This is a genomic window from Psychrobacter sp. S1-30-MNA-CIBAN-0213 (genome assembly GCF_040309845.1).
Taxonomy (GTDB): Bacteria; Pseudomonadota; Gammaproteobacteria; order Pseudomonadales; family Moraxellaceae; genus Psychrobacter.
The window spans coordinates 1-24,081 of record NZ_JBEOPE010000001.1 but is presented as its reverse complement, the minus strand read 5'-3'; the positions used below and the strand labels follow the sequence as shown (position 1 = coordinate 24,081).

The window sequence follows — 24,081 nt, the reverse complement described above, 5'->3', positions numbered from 1 at the left end:
TTATCGTTTAACTTTACAATTAGCATAATAAAAAAGAGATGCCACTTGAGCATCTCTTTTTTTTATTATCAATTTTACTAGTAGTAAATCTAGCCTAATTTAGCTTTGTTAGCAGCGTCCGCTTGACGGCGTGCCTCAGTTTTGGCTGCTTTACGTGTTTCCATAACTTCATTGACGTCGCTACCAATATGGGCTTCACCGCGTTTTTTCGCTAATTGCATTTGATGCTCACGCTCACGGAAGCGCGCTTTTTGCTCCTCAGTGGCTTTATTGATACAGTGCGGGCAAGACTCGCCTTTGATATAGGCGACACTTTGCATGTCATCAGCAGTAATTGGCATACGGCAAGCAAAGCATTGTTCGTAATCACCTTTTTCTAAGTTATGGTTGACCGAAACACGATTATCAAATACGAAGCAATCGCCCTCCCACATAGAATCGCTGGCAGGTACTTCTTCTAGATATTTTAGAATGCCACCTTCCAAGTGATAAACTTCTTCAAACCCTTGCTGACGCATAAAGGCCGTTGATTTTTCGCAGCGAATACCGCCAGTACAGAACATCGCCACTTTCTTATGTTTACTTGGGTCTAGCTCTTTTGCCACATACTCTGGAAACTCGCGAAAGGTTTCCGTGTTTGGATTTACAGCATTCTGAAAAGTACCGATTTGTACTTCATAATCGTTACGAGTATCGATTAGTAATACTTCAGGATCTGAGATGAGCGCATTCCATTCACTTGGTTTTACATAGCGCCCAACCGATTGCAATGGATCAATATCTTCAACACCCATCGTCACGATTTCTTTTTTTAATTTTACTTTAGTACGATAAAAGGGCTGGGCGTCAGTATAAGATTCTTTAAAAGTAAAACTACCAATCGCCTCAATGCTACGCAGATAATCAAGGACATTATTGATGCTCTCTCGAGTACCAGAAATCGTACCGTTAATGCCCTCGCTTGCTAGCAGTAAAGTACCTTTTACATCGTTGTCGAGCATACTGTTTAAGATAGACTCACGGTACTGCTCAAAATCTGCAAAGCGCGTAAATTTATAGAGAGCTGCGACGACGATATTGTTGGTCACGCTATCGTATTCAGTCGCTTTTTTGCTCTCATTACTTACGTTATTTGGGGTAGTGCTCATACATATCTCCTGCTGGCTAGGTCGCAAACCTAGTGCAATAAGTTAAATTTAAGTTTTGGTGTGTTATAACACTGGCACAATTGTGGAATTGGACAATGCGGGCGTAGTGTAGCAAATTTAGAGTGGGTTTTGAATATTTTATAAAGGTAAGCAGTATAAATTTAGGGGCTTTTTGACTACTTATTACTCATCTATAAAGGTAGACTAATTACCTACAGCAATCAAATAATGTCAATGGAGATGACACATGAGCGAACCATCTATCAACACACCTATCAATCCATCTACTAACGCTTCCGACAGCATAGCTATCAGCCGATACCCTGTACCGTCATTAGATAGCCTACCTGATGATATTCTTGCACGTATTCTAGCGGTGCAAGAAAAAGCCAAATTTATTCCCAATGTATTTTTAGCGCTAGCATACCGCCCAGCAGAGTTCAGAGCTTTTTTTGCTTATTATGATGCAGTTATGGAGCGGGAGAGTAGTACGCTAAGCCCAGCCGAAAAGGAGATGATCATTGTCGCTACTAGTGCTGCCAATGGATGCCAATATTGTGTCATCGCCCATGGTGCGCTACTGCGTGTGTTCTCTAAAGAACCGCTGCTGGCAGACCAGATAGCAGTCAATTATTTACATGCGCCTATCAGCCCTCGACAAAAAGAAATGCTAGCATTTTCGATAAAACTCTGTCGCACACCAGAGCTTGTTCAAGAATCAGATTATGTAGCACTCATGGAATATGGCTATGATGACGAGGATATTTTAGACATTAGTGGTATTACTGCATTCTTTGGCTTGTCTAATAGAATGGCGATTGTAATGAATATGCAGTCCAATGCAGAGTTCTACACCATGGCTCGCGCACCGAGGGAATAAGAGTTATCTAAGACAGTTAATTTAATCATTCATCCTTATACAAACACAAAAAATCCAGCTCAAAGGCTGGATTTTTTATTATTAGCTTATTTATCTAAAGCTTACTTACTTTGGAACCAACGATCTGCTTGGCTACGAGCGCTAGCGATGTCTGAGCTTGATAAGTTCAATGCCAACTGACCGATTTTACCACGAGCTTTGTTACGGACTTTTTCATCTAACATGCCGTCACGGGCAGCAAGGTCATACCATTTATAGGCATCAACTAGATTTTTTTGCTTCTCATCTAACAAAGCAAGCGTATAGCTAGCACGGTTATCACCACGCATTGCTGCTTTTTCTAACCAACCACGTGCTTGCTGCAAGTTTGGCTTTACACCTTCACCGCGTAGATACATGATAGCGAGATTAAGCTGGGCAGGGGCAACACCTTGTTCTGCAGCGCGCGTGTACCACTGTACTGCTTGCTTAGTGTTCTGAGCGATACCTTCGCCTTTTTGTAGACGCTTAGCGAGATAAAACTGTGCATGATCGTTACCCTGTGAGGCACGAGCTGACAGCTCACTAACAGGCATAAGCTCAAAACGTGACGTATCAAGTGGCACGTTTGAGATTAAATCAGCGTTCGCCATACCAGCACAAGAGAATAAAGCAGTAAACAAGGCGGCTTTTAATAATTTCATAGCAGCTCCAAAATTAGGCAGTTGATAAGCAATGGATAAAGTTTGCCGCCAAAACTCAAAAGATTAGGCGGCGCTATCATAGACATTACACTTTGCAGTATGAACTTACCTAGTTATTAGCAGAGTTATATTAACTATAAATCAGTAGCAGACCTATAAATATAAGTCGCTGTGTTTACGCTAAATCAACAGATAAGTAATTGTAATGGGGGTGTCATCGACACTATTTTGCTAGCTTACCACCCAAAGTTACGAAACTCAAATACTAATTACTCGTTTTAACGTCATTTTGGGCTTTATAGTATGTAACAAAATCATACGGTTATTAAGCCGTATGAAAGAGTATACAGAAAAATAACGCTTAGTCAGCTAGTAGTTAGCTCAGTTATAAAAGGTTAAGTTTATGATTTTAACTGGATTTATGTTTGGTCACACGATAGATAGCAACATCTGCCAATAGGTTAGGTGCTTGTCTGATTAATGCTGTCATCAATGGCGAATGACCTTTATCAGAGTCACTGACTGCAAAACGACTGATAATATGAATATCATGCTTTGCACACAGTTGCTCAAAATCTTTGAACGTACACAGATGAATGTTGGGAGTGTTGTACCACTCGTAAGGCAATGCTTCTGAAACTGGCATCAGACCTTTTAACCCCAAATGAAGGCGGTTTTGCCAATGGGCAAAGTTAGGAAAGGTAATAACGGCTTCACGAGCGACCCGAAGCATGTCGAGCAGGAGCACGTCTGGCGCTTTGACGGCTTGTAGCGCTCGTGCCATGACTACGGTATCGAAGCTATTATCAGCAAAGCGACCTAGACCATCGTTAAGGTCTTGCTCGATAATGGACAAGCCCTTACCAATAGCATCATTAATCTTATCTTCGTCAATCTCAAGCCCGTAGCCAGTTACGCCACGTTTTTGTTGCAAATGTGCGAGCAGCTCACCATTGCCACAGCCTAAATCTAGCACGTGTGACTGCGGGGCAATCCAGCGTTCGGCCAGCTGATGATCCATTCTCATGAGCGTTCTCCTTTGGCTGTCAGGCTCTTAGCAATAAACGGCGCGGTTAAAAATCCTCTAACAGCGCCCATATAGCGTGGAATATCGAATAAAAATGAATCATGACCATGTGGTGCGTCAACATTGATATAGCTGACCGGCTTACCCGTAGCCATTAAGGCATCGACTATCTCTTGCGAGCGCTCTGGTGCAAAGCGCCAATCAGTAGTAAAAGACACCACTAGATACTGGCACTGCGTATGGGCGAATGCTGCCTTAATCGCGGTAAGTTCTTGATGGTTTCCATGCTCGCTACCATCGTGAGTTACTAAACTATCTTCAAGCTCACTTTCACTAGTATTGACTGACGCGGCGATTGAGTCTTCAAGTTGTATAGACGGATCTGTGTTATCAGCTGCTTGTGTTGATGGATAATCGCGCGTCGGGTCAAAGTAATCTAAGGCTTTGGTCATTAATAGATAAGTATTGGCATCGAAGTTTTCGCTAAAACGTTCACCTTGATAACGCAGATAGCTTTCAACTTGGAACTCAACGTCATAGCCGTACATAAATTTGCCTGATTTTAGATCACGACCAAACTTGGCTTTCATTGCATCTTCAGTCAAATAAGTAATATGACCAACCATGCGCGCGAGGATAAGACCGCGACGAGGATATGTGCCTGCTTGTAAATAGCGGCCGTCTTTAAAATCAGGATCGGATAGTATCGACTGACGAGCGACTTCATTAAAGGCAATATTCTGGGCGGAAAGCTTCGGGGTACTGGCGATAACTACGCAGCGTTTAAGTCGATTTGGATAATCAACTGACCATTGCAACGCTTGCATACCGCCCATTGATCCGCCAACAATGGCATGCCAGACGTTAATGCCTAAGCGATCTGAAAGCATGGCTTGAGTCTTTACCCAGTCTTTAATTGTGACAAGAGGAAAGTCAGGGCCATAAACTTGTGATTCACTATCATCAGCTTTTTTTACGGTGTCAGGATTAATCGTCGTTGGACCGGTAGAACCAAAGCAACTACCAATATTATTGACGCATACCACATAAAATTGATTGGTATCGATAGCTTTATTAGGGCCAATCATATTGTCCCACCAGCCAGATTTTTTGTCATCAGCACTATGGAATCCTGCCGCATGATGACTGCCTGATAGGGCATGGCAGATCAGAATGGCATTTGATTTATCACTATTAAGCGTGCCATAGGTCTCTATCATTAAGTCAAACGAGGGCAGCGTACGGTTGCACTCCAAGGTCAATGGCTCAGCGAAATGGAAGTTTTGGGGCGTGACGATTCCCACTGAGCCAACTGCATTGGGCTCATCTGTGGGGGACTGGTCACTGGTATTATCAGGGCGTGCGTTCAAAGCTACCTCACAAGACAACAATCATCAATGAAATAAAAGCAATATGCCGACAGAATAATTTGCCTATACTGTTTTTTTGAAATGGGCTCGCCTATTGTATGGCGATGCGCGTATGAGTACAACCTTCGAGCGCAGTCTTTATTTTAAGCGCGTATCAAATTGTATAACGGTAGCCTTTACCATGCGTTTTTGCACGATAAAATGCTACACTAAAGGCGAACATTAGCAGCTATTTTAAATCTTATAATAATGCTGTTATAAAATTTTCTACTCGCTCGTTGTGTCTCTATCTAACCTATACTCTCTAGTGACTTAATAACTAAATAAATTATGCCCCTATGAAACCTAAACTGCCCCCACGTATTGCCGTTCTCTTAGTCAACCTTGGTACGCCTGATGAGCCGACTGCGCCTGCCGTCCGTCGCTATCTCAAACAGTTTTTATCAGACCCACGAGTGATTGAAATCCCTAAGTTTTTATGGGCGATTATTCTAAACTTGTTTGTATTGCCAAGTCGTCCTAAACGGGTAGCAAAGGCTTATGCTAGCATTTGGGAAGGCGACTCGCCCATTCGTAAAATTCTAAAGAGTCAGGTTGAACTGTTAGAGCCGCGCTTGGCCGATAGTGTTGCGCCGTTTCGAGTTTCTGTGCATCCTGCGATGAGCTATGGTAATCCTGGACTGCCGGATGTAATGGACACTTTACGTAGTGAAGGCGTTGATCATTTCGTCATCTTGCCACTATTCCCGCAGTATTCTGCCTCTTCTGGCGGTGCGGTATATGATGCGCTAACGAAGTGGACGTTAAAGCAACGCAATTTGCCAAACTATACGATTGTCAAAGACTACTTTGCGCATCCGCTTTATATTCAAGCATTGGCAGATTCTATTCGCCGTTTTCAAGCAGAGCATGGCAAACCTGAAAAATTGATGTTTAGCTTCCACGGTATTCCACAGCCCTATGCTGATAAAGGTGATCCGTATCCGAAGCGCTGTAAATGTACTGCCGCCCAAGTCGCGCATGCACTTGGACTACAGGATGATGAATGGATTATCAGTTTCCAGTCGCGCTTTGGTAAGCAAGAGTGGGTCAAGCCTTATACCGATGTGGTGTTAGAGGATTGGGGTAAGTCTGGCGTGCGTTCGGTACAAGTCATCAGTCCTGCATTCTCCGCCGATTGTTTGGAGACGCTAGAAGAGCTCGCAATTGAGAACCGTGAGAACTTCCTGCATGCAGGCGGGCAAGAGTATCATTATATTCCAGCCCTGAACCTTGATGAAGCGCACATTGATTTGCTAGAAGCGCTAAGTGCGCCATTGGTCAAAGGTTGGGCGGGAACATTGGATGGCTGGGCTTAATGAATTAAATTTTTAAATCATAAAAAATACCGAACATTATGTCCGGTATTTTTTTGTCTAAATTCTTTTTCTACTTCCTTATCATTGAACGACTGGCTTAAAAATCATCATCATTGGTACGTTCAGCAGCGTCTTTATCAGCGATATCGATGATATCAGGATAGTCGTTGTCATCTAAATTGCCTTCAACCAACAACTCATCCACTTGCGCTTCATCGACGTTTTGACGATGCATTGGTGTAAGTCCTTGGGTTGCGCCACTGCCTGCTTGCGAATTGTCAAATCCTGCGCTATTGTCAATCACATCATTATTATCGATAGTGTGCAACATGGGATTATCTAAATCGACCAGTTGATTGTCCTGATTATCTAGACTGTCATCATCGTTACGAGTATTGCCATCAATATGATCCATCTCTTCTGGTAGTGGGGTTTTTGAATTGTCCATCATTGAATCCTTGTTATTATTGGTAATGATTGTTTATCAAGAATTGTTTATCAAGATTAACTGTTTATCAGGATCAGTTTGACGGGTTATGATGAATACAAATAGTAGTAAGGTGTCACAGGATGTTCAAAAAATGTAAGACGATTAGTAAAACAGGAAACACGTGATGGTATTAAACAGTAGGTTGTTTGTTAAATTATCATTGATAAGTGCCATGATAAGTTTGACGGCTTGTGAACGTTTGCCCTTTGCTAGTACCAATACCAGTTCTGATAAGGCTCATTCAAAACAGTCGCTAATGATTGACGCTAAGCTACCGACAGCCACGACCATTATTGATTGCGAACAGTTGACGCCTAAACAGATAGTAAAAGTACAAGGACACAGCGCCCTTAGTCCAAGTTGTGATTTGACAGAACAGTCGATACGTTTTGAATTAAATGACTCACACAGCTCACTCGACTGTCGGGGAGCAAGGCTTAGTACGATGGCTGATGACCAATCAACGGCCAGTGCAATTACGATTAAACCCAAGACAGATAACGCTATCGAAGATATTGCCGTTGCCAATTGTCATGTAGATGGCTATGGTCATGCGCTACATATTCGTCAGTATAGCCAACCAAATCAGCGCTACGTACGAGGCTTTATCGATCCTGCTGCCAATCGGGCACTCGCTCCAAGAAATATTCGCGTGGTTAACGTTACTAGTCGCAACAGTATTAACAGTGGTATGTTCGTCGGCGATCATGTACATGGCATTACTTTTGATAAAGTACGCATTCAAAACGCAGGAACCGTTGGGTTATATCTCGAATTTGGTAGTCGCGATAATGTGATTAAAAACTCTGTCTTTATCGGTAATGGCTTTCGCACTTTTAAGCCTAATCGAGAGGCGATAGCGGTGGATTCTTCAAGCAATAATCTTATTGAGAATAATCAATTCATCCATAATGGCGCAGGTAGTATATTGCTGTATCGCAATTGTTTTGAGCATGCTGCCGATCCGACGCGGGGCAATCATTTTAAGCGTACCGAGTCCAGTCGTGACAATATTATTCGCCATAATATCTTTCAAGATGAACCAGTCGGTGTTTGGGTCGCATCAAGGCAGTCGCGCAATTTAAAAGGTTTTGCATGTGGTGCTTATTTGGTTAAGCAAACGCCCTTTGCCAGCTATCACTTAGACAGCGCTAAAGACAATCAGATTATTAATAATCGTTTTGAGCAAGTCGAGCAGGGCGTTATCGTCGAGGACGATGGCACGCTGATAAGTGGCAATCAATTTGCTAATGACGTTAATGTGTCTATTAATATTGGTTCTGAAATTCGCGAAGAAAGTGCAGCAGGGGCGATAAAAGGTACGCTTATTAAAGACAATACCTTCACCGATAAAACCATCGAGCAAGCCATTAAAATTCGAGACGCAAGCAAAACGGCCACCGAAATTCGGTAGCCGTCAGTACTTCTTATAAATTATGATTTTTATATTTCAAAGTAATTATAAGATTCGTTTAATACGATAGCTTAAAAACCTACTTCGCACCAACTTTAGTATTTACCCAGCGAATCACAGGATCAGGGGTTACTTGTGCCAGTTTTTGAAAGACTTTCGCTGGCAAGCCAACGGCATAGTGCGTACCTTTTATCTTACGATTAGGACTGGTAGTCAATTTGCACAACGTTTTCGCTACGTCATTGACGGTCAAATGAATACCTAAACGATCAATACTCGTGACCTCGATGTCTTTTGTCATATCAGACTTTACCCATAGCGGCATGACATCGATGACTTTGATACCGAGCTTTCGGTATTCGATATTAAGGCCTTCGGTGAGACCGCGGACAAAAAACTTACTAGCCGAATACGTAGCAACTTCAGGCTGACCATAAATAGCAGACGCTGAAGATACATTGACGATTTTACCATTTTTGCTATCAGCCAAATAAGGGGCAAGCTTATGACAGCCAATGAGCACGCCTTTACAGTTGACATCAATCAAAGCCAGTTGCTCATCCAAATCCGTCGTTGGCAATGCGCCGCTGACCAGCACGCCAGCATTATTAATCAACGCATCGATACTACCAAAGTTATCAATCATTTGAGTGATAGCATCTTCCCACATATCTGGCTGGGCGACATCAAGCTGACCAGTTACGATACGCTTTTGTTTGATAGCCTTTTTGAAGGCTTTGTCTTTAGTAGCTTGTTCAAGCGTCGTAGTATTAGTCGCAAATAGCCCAACGCTATGACCTTTTGCTGCCAGCTTTTTGGCAGTGGCCAGACCGATACCACGCGATGCACCAGTAATAAGTATATTCATAATGAGTGACTTAATAGTTATCAATAACGAGTAAATCGAGGTACAACGTCAGGTGGCAATATTCAGCTATACCTATTGCGCGAATATTAACAAAATCAAAACTGCTATCGTCCCTCGTGCTTATATTTAGTATAGCAAATTAATAAGCAAAGTTAATCGCTAAGGTAGATACCATAATCAACTCTACTTGCTATCGCGTTGCAGTCTCTAAATCTAGATTTTTTGCTGTCTGACTTTTGAAATCAGTTAAATTAAATTTCCACAAATAAATCAAAGCAATGCCGTAAATAGCGGTCTCTGCCGACTCTTCAATTATCCCACCAAAGGCATAAGGGAATATAATCGCGTTCTCACCCATATATTGTATTATCGCCAATACGGCGACGATGACATATATTGATACGTCAACATCTTTTAATACTGCCCAGAGATAACGCCATGAATAGGTGAGTAATCCAACAATGAGGATATAGACAACTGTAAGTACGCTATCTTCCCACCAATCATAAGAATGACTAAGAAGCGAAAAATCGCTTGGAATAAATAATTCTGGTAAGTAGTTCAACTCGCGACGAATCACTGCAAAAAACACGAGCACTGATGCTAACCAAAAATAACGACTTTGCTTGCTGTGACTCTGCATTACATACTGCGCGCAACGTACTAAACACACTATTATAAGTATAATACCGGGGACTTCGATGATGCCATCTGTAGCCAAAATAAAGGGCTCCTGATTTTTTAAGAAATAAAAAAGTGAACCCAAAGGCTCACTTTTAAACTGCAAATTATCTCATTAGGACTGGGTAATTTAATATGCGTTTATTATAACGCTAATTTGAATAGTATAATATTATTAATAATAACTAATTAGTCAAATCCCATTATTAATATTGCCAATCTAATGCGCCTCATCCCAATTCACACCACTATCAGTCTCAACCAATAACGGCACAGCAAAGTCTACATGCCAACCTTTTTCAACAGCGGTAGCCGTTAAGACGTCTTGCATCGCATCAGTAATGAGTTGGCTGATTTCATTCACTTTATCAGTATCCACTTCAAATACTAATTCATCATGGACTTGTAGCAGCATTTTCGCCTGCTCTTTAGGTAGTACTTTATCGACGGCAATCATGGCAAGTTTGATTAGGTCAGCAGCTGAGCCTTGTAGTGGCGCGTTAATCGCAGCACGCTCAGCACCTTGTTTGACCATGCGATTGCTATGGGTGATGTCAGGTGTATAGAGCTTACGGCCTAATATAGTCTCGACATAGCCTTTGTCATGGGCGCTGGCACGAGTGTTGATCATATAATCTTTGACGCCTGGGTAACGCTCAAAGTACATATCGATGTAATCTTGCGCTTCACCGCGGCTCATCTGTAGTTGCTTGGCAAGTCCAAAGGCGCTCATGCCATAGAGCAGACCAAAGTTAATGGCTTTAGCATTACGACGTTCGGTCGGGGTGACATCAGCGACATCTTTTCCTAGCACTTCAGCTGCGGTAGCAGCGTGAATATCCAACCCTTCATTAAAGGCATGAGTTAGGTTTTTATCGCCTGAGAAATGCGCCATGAGACGTAGCTCAATTTGCGAGTAATCCGCTGCTAAAATAACGCGACCTTGTGGCGCAATAAAGGCTTGGCGAATCAGGCGACCAGTGGCGGTACGAATTGGAATATTCTGTAAGTTAGGATCAGTAGATGATAAACGTCCGGTACTGGTCAATGCTTGATGATAGCTGGTATGCACGCGATCAGTCTCAGAATCAGCGACATTATCAAGCGCATCGGTATAAGTGCTTTTAAGCTTAGATAGACCGCGATATTCAAGTACAATTTCCACTAGTGGGTGATCGATTTTTGACAATACCGCTTCACCAGTCGAGTATTGCCCTGACTTGGTTTTTTTACCACCAATGACGCCAAGCTTATCAAACAGCATCTCACCAAGCTGCTTTGGTGAGCCTAAATTGAACTCCTCGCCAGCGACCTCATAAGCGCGTTTTTCTAGAGCGATAATTTCTTCATCAAAACGTTTGGATAACTCATTTAAGAATGAACGCTTAATCAAAATACCATGCGCTTCCATGTGGCAGAGTATTTCAGCAGTTGGAATTTCTAACTCGTGCAGTAGTTTGGCGTTGTTTTCATCTTCATTAAGTTTTTTGCTAAAGACATCAAATAGCTGATAAGTAATATCGGCATCTTCACAAGCATAGTCACTGGCAATATCGATAGCCACTTGATCAAATGTAACTTGCTTAGCGCCTTTACCAGCGACATCCTCGAAACTGATGGTCTGTGTTTGCAGGTAATGGCGTGCCAAATCATCCATACCATGACGGGTGATGGCGGCGTTAATTACATAGCTGGCAAGCATGGTGTCCATCTTCCAGTTATTAGGGCTGGCATGAATAGCGCCTACTAAGTCGATATCATAATGACTGAGAATATGGGCGTCATATTTTAGATGTTGACCGATTTTACCTATTTTGGAATTTTCCAAAATAGGTTTAAGTTTTGCTAATACTGTGTCGCGATCAAGTTGCTTTGCAGTCAGCTCATCACCTTCTAAGCTATGCGTGAGCGGAACATAATAAGCTTCATGCGCTTTTACCGCAAAAGACAAGCCAACCAATTCCGCCTGACGCCAATAGACACTGGTGGTTTCGGTATCGATAACGAAATGCGGCGCAGACTCTAATAATTTAACTAAGCTGTTAAAAGCGGGTTCGTCTAAAATCGTATGCCATGCTCTATCATGGCTTTTACTGTCGGTGACATTATCAATGGTGTTTGATTGAAGAGATTTAGCGATTTGCGCTTGTGACTCAGCATCCGCCTGACTATTGGCGACACTTTGCGAGCCGTTGGCTGGATGATTGGGATGATCAAGTGAGGCCAGCTCATTTCTAAACTCAAGCTCATTGTACAATGCCCTTAGCTCATCAATGTGAGCACAAGGATCAGTATTGATTTTTAAATCTTGCCAGTCTTGGCCAATTTCTAAATCGGTAACGATAGTTGCCAGCTGCGCATTCATCGGAATATCATCGGCATATTCGACCAGATTTTTGCCAGCGCGTCCTTTGATATCGGCGACGTTTGTTAGCATATTGTCGATAGTGCCATATTCATTAAGCAAGTCTTTGGCAGTCTTTTTACCGATACCCGGTACGCCTTTGATGCCGTCAGACGAATCGCCCATGAGGGTCAGAAAGTCAATCATCTGCTTAGGGTTAATACCGAATTTTTCGACCACGCCTGCGCTATCAGTAATCTTCCCTGTAAAGCTGTCTTCTAATATCACACAGTCATTAATCAGCTGCATCATGTCTTTATCACCAGTCGAGATGACCACATGATGGCCTTCAGCAACGGCACGATAGGCAAGCGTACCGATGATATCATCAGCTTCTGCGCCTTCGATACGGAGTAGAGGAAGCCCTAGTGCCGTCACCAAACGATGAATGTAAGGAATCTGCTCAGCCAGCTCAATATCCATTTTTGGACGGTTGGCTTTGTATTCTTCTGACATCGCGTGACGAAAGGTCGGCGATTTGGTATCAAAGCAGACCGCCATATGGGTTGGATGATAGCGACGCATTAATTTCAATAGCGCATTTAACGTCCCACGTATGGCGTTGGTGATTAAGCCTTGAGAGTTTTGCATGGTTTTTGGCAAGGCATGGTAAGTGCGAAATAGATAGTAAGAGCCATCGACCAAAATAAAGGGCGGCTGGTCTTTATTTACGTGGTTGGTATCCATCGTCGCCACATTTGGCATGGAGGCAAAGTTTGGTAGCGTATTGGGATTAATAGGCGAGTGGGAATTGTGATCGTTGTCGGTCATAGAAAGTCACTTATCAAATATTGGGCAGCAAGTATTGGGTAAAAAGATGCACTCATTATAACGATAAAAACCCTTCTTGCCGAATTGATGACGAACTAATAAATTGATGGCTAACTAATAAACAGTCACGATGTGTACGAGCCAAAACAATGGTCAATAAAAAAAGAACCCAGACCAGCTGAGTTCTTTTTTATATTTGATGACACTACAGTGATTGAATACTTAATAGTAGTTGAGTACTTATTTTACTTCTGAAGTCACTTCAACATCGATATTACCGCGTGTGGCTTTCGAGTACGGGCAGACTTGATGAGCCTTTTTGACGAGTTCTTGGAACTCATCAGCAGATAAGTCTGTATTCTCGCCAGTCACGTGAATTTTCGCTGCTAGCTTATAATCATGACCTTCACCTTGCAGCAAATCTACTTCTATTTGAGTTGTCGAGTCAAATTTGGCCTTTTCCATTTGTTTGACGGCACCAAGTGCGCTATCAAAGCAGGCACTATAGCCCATGGCAAAAAGCTGCTCTGGGTTATTACCTTCTTTTCCAGAACCTGGTGCTACCATATTGATGCTAAGATCGCTATCAGCTAAGCTAGCTGAACCTGCACGGCCGCCAGTAGTAGTGGCTTTGGTAGAATATAAAGTTTTCATAACACATCCTTTGTTGTCAGTTTTTATAGTAAATTCATTTTGTTAGCCATATAACTTGACCAGCATAACAAATTTTTAACGCAACTCTATATAGCGGTAGTAAACCTATGCTATCAATTTGTAAGCAAGTCTTATAGGTTAGTAAATTTAAGTACATGCTTGATATACACGCTCCAGCAGTATTAATGTAAGCTAGGAGTATAATATAAATATTTAAAGGTATGCTACGAGCGTCAGGAACAACCATAGCTCAATACCTTTACTATTAAACCATCTTCACTAATAAGGACACTCTGCGATGAAAAAAGTAAATAAACGACTACTTGCTCCGCTTACCATCTCCTTATTGGCTATCACTCTCGCTGGCTGCAACGATGAAGATAATGGTATTTTTGGTTCAGGTAATAGCAACGAGTTTACGATAACGAGCTTCGATAGTAGTTATGATAATCAAGCGAATGCTAATGCTGTTGCGCGCATCAATGAGACCTATCGCACTGGTGAGCGTGAGATTAAAGTTAGGAATATTGTTAATAACTACCGTAACCTAGGGATCAATGATTTAGACAAAACAGTATTGGCAGATAACTTTGAAGGTAGGCTTGAAAATAAAAATATTGAAGTAAATAGGCGTACGATTAAGCGTCCTGTTTATGAAAACAATAGTAATAATAAATTTGATTATGAGACCACTTACCAGACTCTTGATTTATCGGGGGTTAAAGCCGATAGCTACAACGATGGCAATACGCTAACTAATAGTAATGGTATTCGTACTGATTTGAATAATTATCCTAGGATTGCAACCGATGCTAGCTTCCCAGTTGGGTCAGTTTGCTATATCCCTGTAACGACTAGCGAGCGGTTATTCTTAGCCTTTAATGCAAAAAATGAAACCATCTATCAAACGCTTGACGATTGGATTGAGGCGACGGAAGAGCGTTTTAATGATAATCGCAAATTCAGTACTACTAAATTTAGAGTAGGATCAGGCAATGATGAAAGAGCGGCTAAAGTAGAGTTTTTTGAAGCCAAAAATCAGCCTGCGTATTTATATAGCGGTGTTGATTATAAAGGAGATATTTACGAAGTGGACTATGTGACTAAAGGTACGACTAATCCTAATACAGACAGTCGTCGCGGGGTTGTTGATTGCACATTGGTCAATGACGTAGCTGGCGATTTCTTAGCAGAGCAAATCGAACGCTATTATTAAAAAATCTAAAAAGTAGTTCTAACATAAGTTTTTCTAGGACGTGTTATCAATAAATTATATGAGCCAGATTACGGATTATTCGTCTGAGATAAATAATCCGTCAGTGCTATTTAAGAAATTATTGCCATCGCCCAAGTATCAGCTAAGCCTAAGGCAATAATTAATTTAAACGCGACTATTCAAAAATTTGCTAACTAAAAGAAGGCATTCGCTTCGAGAAGAAAAATAATCGCGTTTAAGATATCAGTCATGCGCGGCTTTCCATGCCCCCATTGAACCTAGATAAATATCAAGCTTGTCGAAACCTCGACTCGTTAGCCATCCTGCCGCTACCGTCGCTCGCGCGCCACTGGCACACATCAATGTATAACGATGGTTTTTATCGAGTTCGTGCCAACGTTCATTAAGCTCACCGACATAGATATGCTGTGACCCTTCAATCGCGGTGGTCGCTCGTTCGTCAGCGTCACGGACGTCGAGCAGTGTCCAGTTTTCAGCGTTATGAAGGCGATCTTCAACCTCAGTTGTGCCGATCATAGGCGTTTGTTGCATCTTCTGACCTTGCGCGGCAGCAGGGACCACACCGACATAACCTCCTATAACATTATCAAAAGCTATTCTCACCAGATGTTCCATAGCAGTAGCAAGCTGCTCTTCATTAGATGCAATCAGTGCTAAGCTTTCTCCCTCTCCGATGAACCATCCGGCAAAGGCGGAAATCATGCCCACAGGTAGACTCATAGCGCCGGGCAGGTGACCGGAAGCATATGCCATTGGCTCACGAATATCGATTAAATGATCAGCGTCACAGCTATTGAGTTGTTGGAGCGAAATATTGCGTGGTCGAATAACCAACGGAGGCGCATCGCCACCCTCCATATTGAGTCGTTCCATTAGTCTGAAATACGGCGGCTGGTAGTGATTTTCGTTAATCTTGAATTGTATAAAGGCGTCGCGGTCTGTGATTTGTAAACGTGGGTTATTTAATCTTTCGTGACCGATAGTAGAAAATTCGCGCTCTGCCATGCCTGATCCGCAGACTGATCCAGCACCGTGGGCAGGGTAAATAATAGCCTGATCGCCTAACGCTAAGATCTTTTGTAGCGAATCATAAAGCAGGCCTGCGACTTCTTCGCGTCGATCAGGGTAGAAATCAGTACGCCCAACATCACCAACGAATAGCGCGTCACCGGTAAAAACTCCAACGGCCTTTTTTGGGTAAGCGGTATCGAATAGCGCATAAGCAAGATGGTCATCAGTGTGGCCAGGCGTTTCTAGTACTCGAATTTTAAGCTGGCCAACGGTGAAGCAATCACCGTCACGTACTGTTTGAGCATAGACGATAGGCTGTTCGGGGTTCGGTCCGTGCAGTACGGTAGCACCCGTCATGTCTGCTAAAATTGGCGCGCCAGAAACTAAATCTTCGTTGCGATGGGTTTCAAGAATATGGGTAATCTCAAGCCCTGCTGCGCGCGCTTTTTCTACGTAAATTGCGCAGTCGCGACGCGGGTCAATCACTATAGCTTTCCCGCCTGACCCGACTAGATAAGATAAATGCGCAAGTCCGGGTGTCTTAATCTTTTCGAGCAGCATAGCCATCTCCTTACTAGATAGTTATCAAGAGTACATACTTTTAATATCAAAGCTTAATATTAGAAAAGGGTATCAAGTAAGTATTATGATTGCTGTACTATCTTATATATTATGAGTATGCATATTGTTTCAAGACACCAGTAAACGCCAGTAAAAATAGCATTTTAGGCGTAAATCCGCTACAATACGCCCACTAAAATCCTTCATACCTACTGTTATATCCTGCTATTTCCTTCCAAAATTTAACGATAAGTTATCCATTATGAGCGCAGATTCTAAACTCCCAGCAACCAAGCTATCTCCAGCTAAGCTTGCCCGCGAAGTTGCTAAACGCCGCACCTTTGCTATTATTTCGCATCCGGATGCTGGTAAGACCACCATGACCGAAAAGCTCTTGCTATGGGGTCAAGCGATTCAGGTTGTAGGCGAAGTTAAAGGCCGAAAAACTGATCGTCATGCTACCTCAGATTGGATGAGTATGGAGCAAGAGCGTGGTATCTCAATTACCACATCAGTCATGCAGTTCCCGTATCAAGACCATGTGGTCAACCTGCTCGATACCCCAGGTCACGCCGACTTTAGTGAAGATACCTATCGTACCTTGACCGCAGTGGATAGCGCGCTGATGATGGTTGATGGTGCTAAAGGTGTTGAAGAACGTACCATCAAGTTGATGGAAGTGTGCCGGATGCGTGATACGCCGATTATCTCATTTGTCAATAAGCTGGATCGTCAGATTCGTGAACCGCTTGAGCTGCTTAGCGAGATTGAGACTGTCCTTAAGATTAAATGTATTCCGTTAACTTGGCCCATTGGTATGGGACAGGATTTTATTGGTGTCTACCATTTAACTGAAAACAAAACTTATTTTTATCAAAAGGGTCACGGCGGTGATATGACCGTCGCTGAAACTCGCGAAGGCTATGATTATCCTGATATCCGTGAGCGTTTGGGTAAGCTAATGTTTGACTCTTTTGAAGAGTCGCTTGAGCTGGTACAAATGGCGCTGGAAGATTTTAGTGTAGATGCGTTTTTAGCTGGCGAGATGACACCAGTATTGTTTGGTACCGCATTGGGTAACTTTGGTGTCAATATGGTGCTGGATACGCTTGTGAAGTATTCTCCACCCCCTAAAGCTCATCCTACCAATGAGCGCGAAGTCTCCGCTACTGAGCCTGATTTTACTGGTTTTGTCTTTAAGATTCAGGCAAATATGGATCCGCGTCACCGTGACCGTATTGCATTCTTACGCGTCTGCTCAGGTAAGTACGAGAAAGGTATGAAGATGAAGCACGTGCGTCTGGGTAAAGAGGTACGCATTGCCGATGCTCTGACTTTCCTCGCGGGTGACCGTGAAGCGTTAGAAGAAGCCTACCCAGGTGACATTATCGGTTTGCATAACCATGGTACTATCTCAATTGGCGATAGCTTTACCGAAGGTGAAGTGCTGAACTTTACCGGCATTCCACATTTTGCCCCTGAGCTTTTCCGCCGTGTGGTGCTCAAAGATCCACTCAAATCTAAAGCCTTACAAAAGGGTTTGCAGCAGTTAAGCGAAGAGGGCGCAACACAGGTCTTTATGCCGCAGATTAATAACGATTTAATCTTGGGCGCAGTGGGTGTGCTCCAGTTTGAAGTAGTCGCACATCGTCTAAAAGAAGAGTACAAAGTACAATGTGTTTTTGAGCCGGTATCTATCGCAACGGTACGCTGGATTCATTGTGATGATGAGGTAGCATTGGCTAAATTTAAACGCAAAGCCCATGACCAATTATCATTAGATGGTGGTGGTTATTTAACTTATCTTGCACCATCACGTGTCAACTTGCAGCTGATGCAGGATCGCTATCCAGAAGTGACATTCAGTAGTACACGCGAGCATTAAAATTAATTATTTAATCATACATATTTTTAGTAAGAGACACGCCAGCCGTGTCTTTTTTCGTTTAGGTGTTTTATTTAAAATAAAGAAATACTGCTAAAAATCTAACGGCTAAAACAGTGTTCCTACAATAACCAATGATGATTACGGTAGAATATCTGTAAATGTCGTCTATTAATTAAAGAGGATATATGTCAAAAGCTACTCGGACTCATACCATAAAGCGTCTAAGAACTAAGCGCAGAGCCATTATAAATGGTGGTCTACAGTCGCTTACGGTTTTTGGTAGTGCTATCCTGTTGAGTGCAATTATCCTACCTGCCAATGCCTCTACCCTCATCAGTACGACAGACTATCTCGATTATAATTTGCCTAAAAGCTTACAAGAGCGCTGTGTTGAGCGCGAAAACTGTCCAAAGATTGAGGTCAAATATCTTAAAACCAATCACGCTTGGATAAACGATATTGTCAATGCACGTATCAATAATTTAGTCGTCAACAGTAAACCGTCTGAGTCGGCACCTATCAAATCCAAAAGCAATCAAGCAGATGTTAAAGCGGCCATTGATGACTTTACTGCCTCACAATTTGCTGATTTACCTGAGGACAGTGCGTTTGTTTATAACTTAATGATCACGCCTGAATATTTGGGTCATGTAAATAATTTTGAGTTGTTTGAGATAAGTTCTTATGTCTTTACGGGTGGCGCTCATGGTATGCCGTTTAGTGAATATCTCATATTTGATCAAAGTAGCAAAAAGCAAATACAGCTAGCAGACATGTTGCAGAAGGGCAAAGAATCGCGTTTTGAAGCGTTAGCATATGATGCTTATAAAAAGTGGATTAGCACGGTCGCTGATGACGTTGGTAGCTATGAGAAAAGCTGGCCATTTACCTTAAGTGATAATGTAACATTGACTGATAAAGGTATCGATATTCGTTACCAGCATTACTCTATCGGGCCATATGCTTACGGTATGCCAGTGCTTAGTATTCCATATAGCAAACTTGATAATATTATCAAACCTCATTTCATTCCAAAATAAGATAGCAATAATTAATCAGTTGCAGCATGACTAAATAAGCGGTATTACCTAACAGTTTCAACAAAATTTTTATAATAAGGAGTAGCAAAATGACAAGCAACTTAGATGAGAATAATGTGTCAAAGACAGAAGCAGAAACGGTTACTTGGCAGCTTAATGCGCTAACAGAGGCGCTTGGCGATTTAACGTTAACCGTTAATGATAGCTTATCTATCGGACGTGGGAATGATAATGATGTAGTGCTAGGAAGCAAGTCAGTATCACGCAACCATGCGTTACTTAGTGTCTTAAACGGTGATTTATATATTAAGGATTTGGACTCATCGAACGGTACCTTTATCAATGATAAACGTATTGAAGGGAATAAATCCACGCATCTTAATTCTAATGATACTGTTGGTTTTGCTAGCTTTGTTTTTAAAGTTGCCGCTCCAATGGAAGCCGAAACGGATTCAGCCCCAGTGGCTAAACCAGTAATTGGTACGCAAGCTGACGTTACGTCATCTGATGCTGAAGTAGCTAATACGGACGAACAAGAAAAAGAAGCCCCTTCTGTGGTCGTTACACCTACAGAACAGCCAGCAGTGCTGGAGTCATCTCAGGTTGACGCTCAGGATACAACTAAGACGCTTGATGAGTCAGTAATAGATGCGGATTCGGTTGTTTCTTCACCAGTAGTCTCTCCCGTAGCGCCCGCTACCGAAGAAAATACGGTTGTAGACAGCGTGGATAGCACAAAGATGGATAGCGTAAAGACCGAAAGGGTATTGAACGAGAAGGTGGACGAGCCAGTAGTCAAAGAGACGATAGTTACAGAAGTGCTGTCATCTGCGGACAGTGAGACAGCAGAGACGCCAGCTGCACCGATAGCAGAACCTGCTTCTCAACCAACTTCAGCGCCAAGTACGGCAGCAGAAAAGGAGACAGTGATGTCTAATGATAAGTCTCAAGAGACGCTAAACAATGAGCCACTAAACAATGAGCTTACAGCCAACGAGTCTGTAGCGACGAAGCAGCCAGTAGCTCATCAAGAGCCAGAAGTCGCTCCAGAGCATGACAAGACGACCAAAACAACACTGCAAGAAGAAGCTGATCCAGATGTACTACGTGCCAAACAAGCGGCAACTGCACAGTTCTCTGGGACTGCTAACCTAGGGCAGGCTCGTGATCTGGGTACTGAAGGCAACAATGCGATGGATCAAGCTATCGATAATCCTGCCAATGCAGGATATGTAGAGAAAAAACCTAGTGGTAGCTGGTTTATTTGGGTATTTATCGTCATTCTTATTATCGGAATCGCTTTGTGGTTATTTAATATGGGCGGTGTTTGATAATTCGTTCAACACGTCCTAGTATTAGCAATTTATTTAAGCAATAATCGTTTAGCTTATTTGTCTTACTATTCGCCTTTTTGAGAGGTTCTACGATAGAGGTACGAACTGTTCAGTAATCCTAAACCATACTAACGTTAGCCAGTTTTGTTATACTGGCTAGCCAAGTTTTGATTAAGTTTGGTCTGTCTCCAATTTCTTACTAGTTCAGGCTTTATTCATCGTAATATTAAGCTTGTACTGTGATTCTATTACTCCTGTTTTTACTACTTTTATCTTTTGCCAAATTTGTGCTAAGAGACTGTTTACTATGATGACCTTTGAAGAATATGATGCCTTTAAGACACAGGGGTATAGCCATGCGCCCCTCGTCAAAAAACGTTTAATGGATGCACAAACCCCTGTCTCTGTGTTTTCTAAAGTACGTGATTTAAGCGGTTCAGCTTATCTATTTGAGTCTGTGGTAGGCGGTGAGCGTTGGGCACGATATTCGATGATTGGTCTGGGTAGTGACTTAATTTTGCAGTATACGGATGGTTATATGACCATCAAAAAAGATGACAAAATCGATATCGATGCGGTTGATGATCCATTTGATTATATTCGCAAGCTTATGGCGCAATATAAAATGCCAACGGTAGATGAGGTAAAAGCGTTACCGAGTTTCAGCGGTGGGTTAGTGGGCTATTTCGGTTATGACATGGTACGAGTTATTGAGCCGAGCGTTGGATTATCGGATGCGCCGAACCCAATGTCGCTACCTGATATGTGGCTGATGCTATCGATGAGTGTGATTGTCTTTGATAATCTCGAAAATACCTTGTCAATTATCGTCTATGCAGATTGTAATAATGAGGATGGTTATGGCGCTGCCATTCGTGAGCTTGAAAAGATCGAAGACAAGCTCGCTGAAATGCCCAATTTAAGCGCGCCAATTATGCCTACACCAAGGTTCAAATCACAAACCGGTCAAGAAAAATACTGCGCTGACGTCAATAAAATAAAAGACTATATATTGGAAGGGGACGTGATGCAGGTTGTTCCTGCGCAGCGTTTAACTGCAGATTACACTGGTGATTCACTAGCTGTATATCGGGCATTGCGCTTCTTAAACCCATCACCTTATTTATTCTTAGTGCACGGTTATACGCTTGATGATCATAAGCGCTTTGATATCATCGGCGCATCTCCTGAAATCTTATCACGTATCGAAAATGGCACAGTAACTGTCCGTCCGCTGGCAGGCACACGCAAACGTGGTCAAGATGAAGCAGAAGACTTGGCACTTGAAAAAGAGCTACTTTCTGATAAAAAAGAAATCGCTGAGCACTTGATGTTGATTGATCTTGGACGTAATGATATTGGCCGTGTTTGTGAATATGGTAGTGTCAAAGTCACCGAAAAAATGTTTATCGAGCGCTATTCACAAGTGATGCATATTGCCTCTAACGTCGAAGGCAAAATATTGCCTGATAAAGATGCGCTTGATGTTTTTTGTGCCACTTTCCCAGCAGGTACGCTATCAGGTGCGCCCAAAATTCGTGCTATGCAAATCATTGACGAGGTTGAGCCAGTTCGCCGTACCGTATTTGGTGGCTCAGTTGGTTATCTAGGCTGGCACGGCAATATGGATACTGCTATTGCTATTCGTACCGCAGTAATGCGCCGGGGTAAAATACATATCCAAGCAGGGGCTGGAGTAGTTGCTGACTCAATACCAGAGGCAGAGTGGGACGAAACTAACAAAAAGGCCTTGGCACTGGTCAAAGCAGTAAAAATGGCCTGTGATGGATTGCGCATTCGCTAGAGGCTATTGTTATTAAATAGTGTTTGTTCAGTACTATTTGCTAGGTGCTATTTACTCAGTACCTAGAAAAGTAGAGTAGTGAGATATAGTAAGTGCAATTAACAGCATTTTTTTGTATAAAAAACTCTAGTACAATCAAGTGCTTGAAGTTTTTTATCAAAATAAGCGTAAAAAAAACGAAAAAGAGCTTGCGTCTGTCAAAATATTTGATAGAATAGCCACCACTTTGAGAGAACAAGCCGACTTAGCTCAGTTGGTAGAGCAACTGACTTGTAATCAGTAGGTCGCCAGTTCGATCCCGGCAGTCGGCACCATCTCTTTCAAAGTAGCTTTTTATGAATTTGCTTTAAATTAAAGTGATTTTGTTCAAAGCAACCTAAGGTGGGATTGGGGAGCGGTCAAACCCAACAGACTGTAAATCTGTCGCGAAAGCTTCGAAGGTTCGAATCCTTCTCCCACCACCATATTTTCTTAAGTTTGTCATAACGCCAAGCATACTCGCTATACATAATTACTCTTTATATTTATACTATTATTCTGTATTTATACTATGAGAGTTACTTTGCATAAGAGTTATTGCGGGTGTGGTATAATGGTAACACCTTAGCCTTCCAAGCTAATGACGCGGGTTCGATTCCCGCCACCCGCTCCATATATGTGGCATCAATTGCAAATCATTATTGAACAATTAATCACGACAATCAGTTATCATTATTGACTGTTTCGTGATATTTTTTTTAGTAAACCCATAAGGGTTACCTAAAATACGCTCATATAGCTCAGCGGTAGAGCACTCCCTTGGTAAGGGAGAGGTCTTGAGTTCAATTCTCAATATGAGCTCCATTTATTATTCATATGATTTTTGCAACGTTAACGTTGTGTGCAGTTATGGGTTACCAAGATATTCACGTTATACAAAAATATAAAGTTCTGCGCTGATATTGAAAAATGTAAAGTCAACTCGGTAAATGATAATTTAAAGGTAACACCGAGGTGTTGCCTTTTAGTGCTGTCAGTATATTAGTTATTATGTAAGCTACTAAGATATGATAAGTTACTGACATAAGTTACTACCTATTATAATGACCGCATATACTGAAAAGATTGAAAATGTTAGCATAGTGCCCATATAGTATGTTTATGCTAATAACTAAAGTTTAATAGTTCTACCCTAGCGTCAACGGTTTGATGGTTTTAATTCTGTCATAAGCCGTCAAACAGCTATTTACCGATCTTTGATTAATGAAGATTCACCAATAAAGAGGAAATACCCATGGCAAAGGCCAAGTTTGAACGTCTAAAACCACATGTCAACGTTGGTACCATCGGACACGTTGACCACGGTAAAACCACCCTTACCGCTGCTATCGCAACCGTAGCGGCTAAAACTTCAGGCGGCGAAGCCAAAGACTACGCGTCTATTGACTCAGCTCCAGAAGAAAAAGCACGTGGCATCAC

Annotated in this window: 19 protein-coding genes and 4 tRNA genes; 13 read left to right on the top strand and 10 right to left on the bottom strand. The window is 42.2% G+C overall.

Translation table 11 applies throughout. The features are described from left to right. Positions 1-89: 89 nt before the first annotated feature. The gene (trhO, locus tag AAEY87_RS00115) at positions 90-1,148 is read right to left on the bottom strand and encodes an oxygen-dependent tRNA uridine(34) hydroxylase TrhO (protein ID WP_082785611.1); all 1,059 of its coding nucleotides are present in this window, start codon (positions 1,146-1,148) and stop codon (positions 90-92) included. A 247-nt stretch (positions 1,149-1,395) separates the two neighbouring features. On the opposite strand from trhO, the gene AAEY87_RS00110 reads away from it, so the two are divergent. Continuing rightward, a complete protein-coding gene (locus AAEY87_RS00110) occupies positions 1,396-2,028 on the top strand; it encodes a peroxidase-related enzyme (RefSeq protein WP_350655430.1) in 633 nt (210 codons plus the stop codon). A 101-nt stretch (positions 2,029-2,129) separates the two neighbouring features. Here AAEY87_RS00110 and AAEY87_RS00105 read toward each other — a convergent pair whose 3' ends face one another. From AAEY87_RS00105 to metX, 3 genes are all read right to left on the bottom strand, one after another. Continuing rightward, complete coding sequence (locus AAEY87_RS00105) at positions 2,130-2,711, bottom strand: tetratricopeptide repeat protein (protein WP_068034439.1); 582 nt, start codon at positions 2,709-2,711, stop codon at positions 2,130-2,132. Positions 2,712-3,120: 409 nt separating this feature from the next. Then, the gene (gene metW / locus AAEY87_RS00100) at positions 3,121-3,738 is read right to left on the bottom strand and encodes a methionine biosynthesis protein MetW (RefSeq protein WP_068034441.1); all 618 of its coding nucleotides are present in this window, start codon (positions 3,736-3,738) and stop codon (positions 3,121-3,123) included. After that, a complete protein-coding gene (metX, locus tag AAEY87_RS00095) occupies positions 3,735-5,042 on the bottom strand; it encodes a homoserine O-acetyltransferase MetX (RefSeq protein ID WP_350655699.1) in 1,308 nt (435 codons plus the stop codon). Before metX ends, metW begins: the two co-directional genes overlap by 4 nt. 404 nt (positions 5,043-5,446) lie before the next feature. Here metX and hemH point away from each other — a divergent pair, with 404 nt between their 5' ends. Then, positions 5,447-6,466: a ferrochelatase gene (gene hemH / locus AAEY87_RS00090; RefSeq protein WP_068325926.1), complete on the top strand. Its 1,020-nt coding sequence runs from the start codon at positions 5,447-5,449 to the stop codon at positions 6,464-6,466. Positions 6,467-6,563: 97 nt separating this feature from the next. Here hemH and AAEY87_RS00085 read toward each other — a convergent pair whose 3' ends face one another. Next, entirely contained in the window at positions 6,564-6,914 is a 351-nt protein-coding gene (locus AAEY87_RS00085) for a hypothetical protein (protein ID WP_350655429.1), read from the bottom strand. A 214-nt stretch (positions 6,915-7,128) separates the two neighbouring features. On the opposite strand from AAEY87_RS00085, the gene AAEY87_RS00080 reads away from it, so the two are divergent. Continuing rightward, positions 7,129-8,370, top strand: coding sequence for a right-handed parallel beta-helix repeat-containing protein (locus AAEY87_RS00080; protein ID WP_350655428.1), 1,242 nt, complete (start codon positions 7,129-7,131; stop codon positions 8,368-8,370). 79 nt (positions 8,371-8,449) lie between these two features. Here the strand turns inward: AAEY87_RS00080 and AAEY87_RS00075 are convergent, their stop codons facing one another. The 4 genes from AAEY87_RS00075 to AAEY87_RS00060 form a co-directional block, all read right to left on the bottom strand. After that, the gene (locus tag AAEY87_RS00075) at positions 8,450-9,238 is read right to left on the bottom strand and encodes an SDR family NAD(P)-dependent oxidoreductase (RefSeq protein ID WP_350655427.1); all 789 of its coding nucleotides are present in this window, start codon (positions 9,236-9,238) and stop codon (positions 8,450-8,452) included. 190 nt (positions 9,239-9,428) lie between these two features. Further along, positions 9,429-10,025, bottom strand: coding sequence for a hypothetical protein (locus tag AAEY87_RS00070; RefSeq protein ID WP_350655426.1), 597 nt, complete (start codon positions 10,023-10,025; stop codon positions 9,429-9,431). A gap of 114 nt (positions 10,026-10,139) precedes the next feature. Beyond that, positions 10,140-13,094: a DNA polymerase I gene (polA, locus tag AAEY87_RS00065; RefSeq protein ID WP_350655425.1), complete on the bottom strand. Its 2,955-nt coding sequence runs from the start codon at positions 13,092-13,094 to the stop codon at positions 10,140-10,142. A gap of 240 nt (positions 13,095-13,334) precedes the next feature. Then, positions 13,335-13,748, bottom strand: coding sequence for an organic hydroperoxide resistance protein (locus AAEY87_RS00060; RefSeq protein WP_350655424.1), 414 nt, complete (start codon positions 13,746-13,748; stop codon positions 13,335-13,337). 298 nt (positions 13,749-14,046) lie between these two features. Here AAEY87_RS00060 and AAEY87_RS00055 point away from each other — a divergent pair, with 298 nt between their 5' ends. Beyond that, the gene (locus AAEY87_RS00055; RefSeq protein ID WP_350655423.1) at positions 14,047-14,964 is read left to right on the top strand and encodes a hypothetical protein; all 918 of its coding nucleotides are present in this window, start codon (positions 14,047-14,049) and stop codon (positions 14,962-14,964) included. 243 nt (positions 14,965-15,207) lie between these two features. Here the strand turns inward: AAEY87_RS00055 and AAEY87_RS00050 are convergent, their stop codons facing one another. Next, positions 15,208-16,557 carry an MBL fold metallo-hydrolase gene (locus AAEY87_RS00050; RefSeq protein WP_350655422.1) on the bottom strand — a complete coding sequence of 450 codons (1,350 nt, stop codon included), beginning with the start codon at positions 16,555-16,557 and terminating at the stop codon, positions 15,208-15,210. A 262-nt stretch (positions 16,558-16,819) separates the two neighbouring features. Between AAEY87_RS00050 and AAEY87_RS00045 the strand changes: the two genes are divergently transcribed. The 9 genes from AAEY87_RS00045 to AAEY87_RS00005 all read left to right on the top strand — a co-directional run. Beyond that, on the top strand, positions 16,820-18,442 hold the full coding sequence (locus AAEY87_RS00045; RefSeq protein ID WP_068034460.1) for a peptide chain release factor 3: 1,623 nt from the start codon (positions 16,820-16,822) through the stop codon (positions 18,440-18,442). Between the two features lie 188 nt (positions 18,443-18,630). Beyond that, positions 18,631-19,485 carry an RsiV family protein gene (locus AAEY87_RS00040; protein WP_350655421.1) on the top strand — a complete coding sequence of 285 codons (855 nt, stop codon included), beginning with the start codon at positions 18,631-18,633 and terminating at the stop codon, positions 19,483-19,485. A gap of 89 nt (positions 19,486-19,574) precedes the next feature. Beyond that, on the top strand, positions 19,575-20,816 hold the full coding sequence (locus tag AAEY87_RS00035; protein WP_350655420.1) for an FHA domain-containing protein: 1,242 nt from the start codon (positions 19,575-19,577) through the stop codon (positions 20,814-20,816). A 310-nt stretch (positions 20,817-21,126) separates the two neighbouring features. Beyond that, on the top strand, positions 21,127-22,623 hold the full coding sequence (gene trpE, locus AAEY87_RS00030) for an anthranilate synthase component I (protein WP_068034466.1): 1,497 nt from the start codon (positions 21,127-21,129) through the stop codon (positions 22,621-22,623). A 238-nt stretch (positions 22,624-22,861) separates the two neighbouring features. Then, positions 22,862-22,937: transfer RNA gene (locus AAEY87_RS00025), tRNA-Thr, on the top strand. A 66-nt stretch (positions 22,938-23,003) separates the two neighbouring features. Further along, positions 23,004-23,087, top strand: a tRNA-Tyr gene (locus tag AAEY87_RS00020). Between the two features lie 114 nt (positions 23,088-23,201). After that, a tRNA-Gly gene (locus AAEY87_RS00015) sits at positions 23,202-23,275 on the top strand. A gap of 116 nt (positions 23,276-23,391) precedes the next feature. Next, a tRNA-Thr gene (locus AAEY87_RS00010) sits at positions 23,392-23,466 on the top strand. A 430-nt stretch (positions 23,467-23,896) separates the two neighbouring features. Continuing rightward, the coding region (locus AAEY87_RS00005) for a GTP-binding protein (RefSeq protein ID WP_350655419.1) at positions 23,897-24,081 on the top strand (185 nt) is incomplete at its 3' end.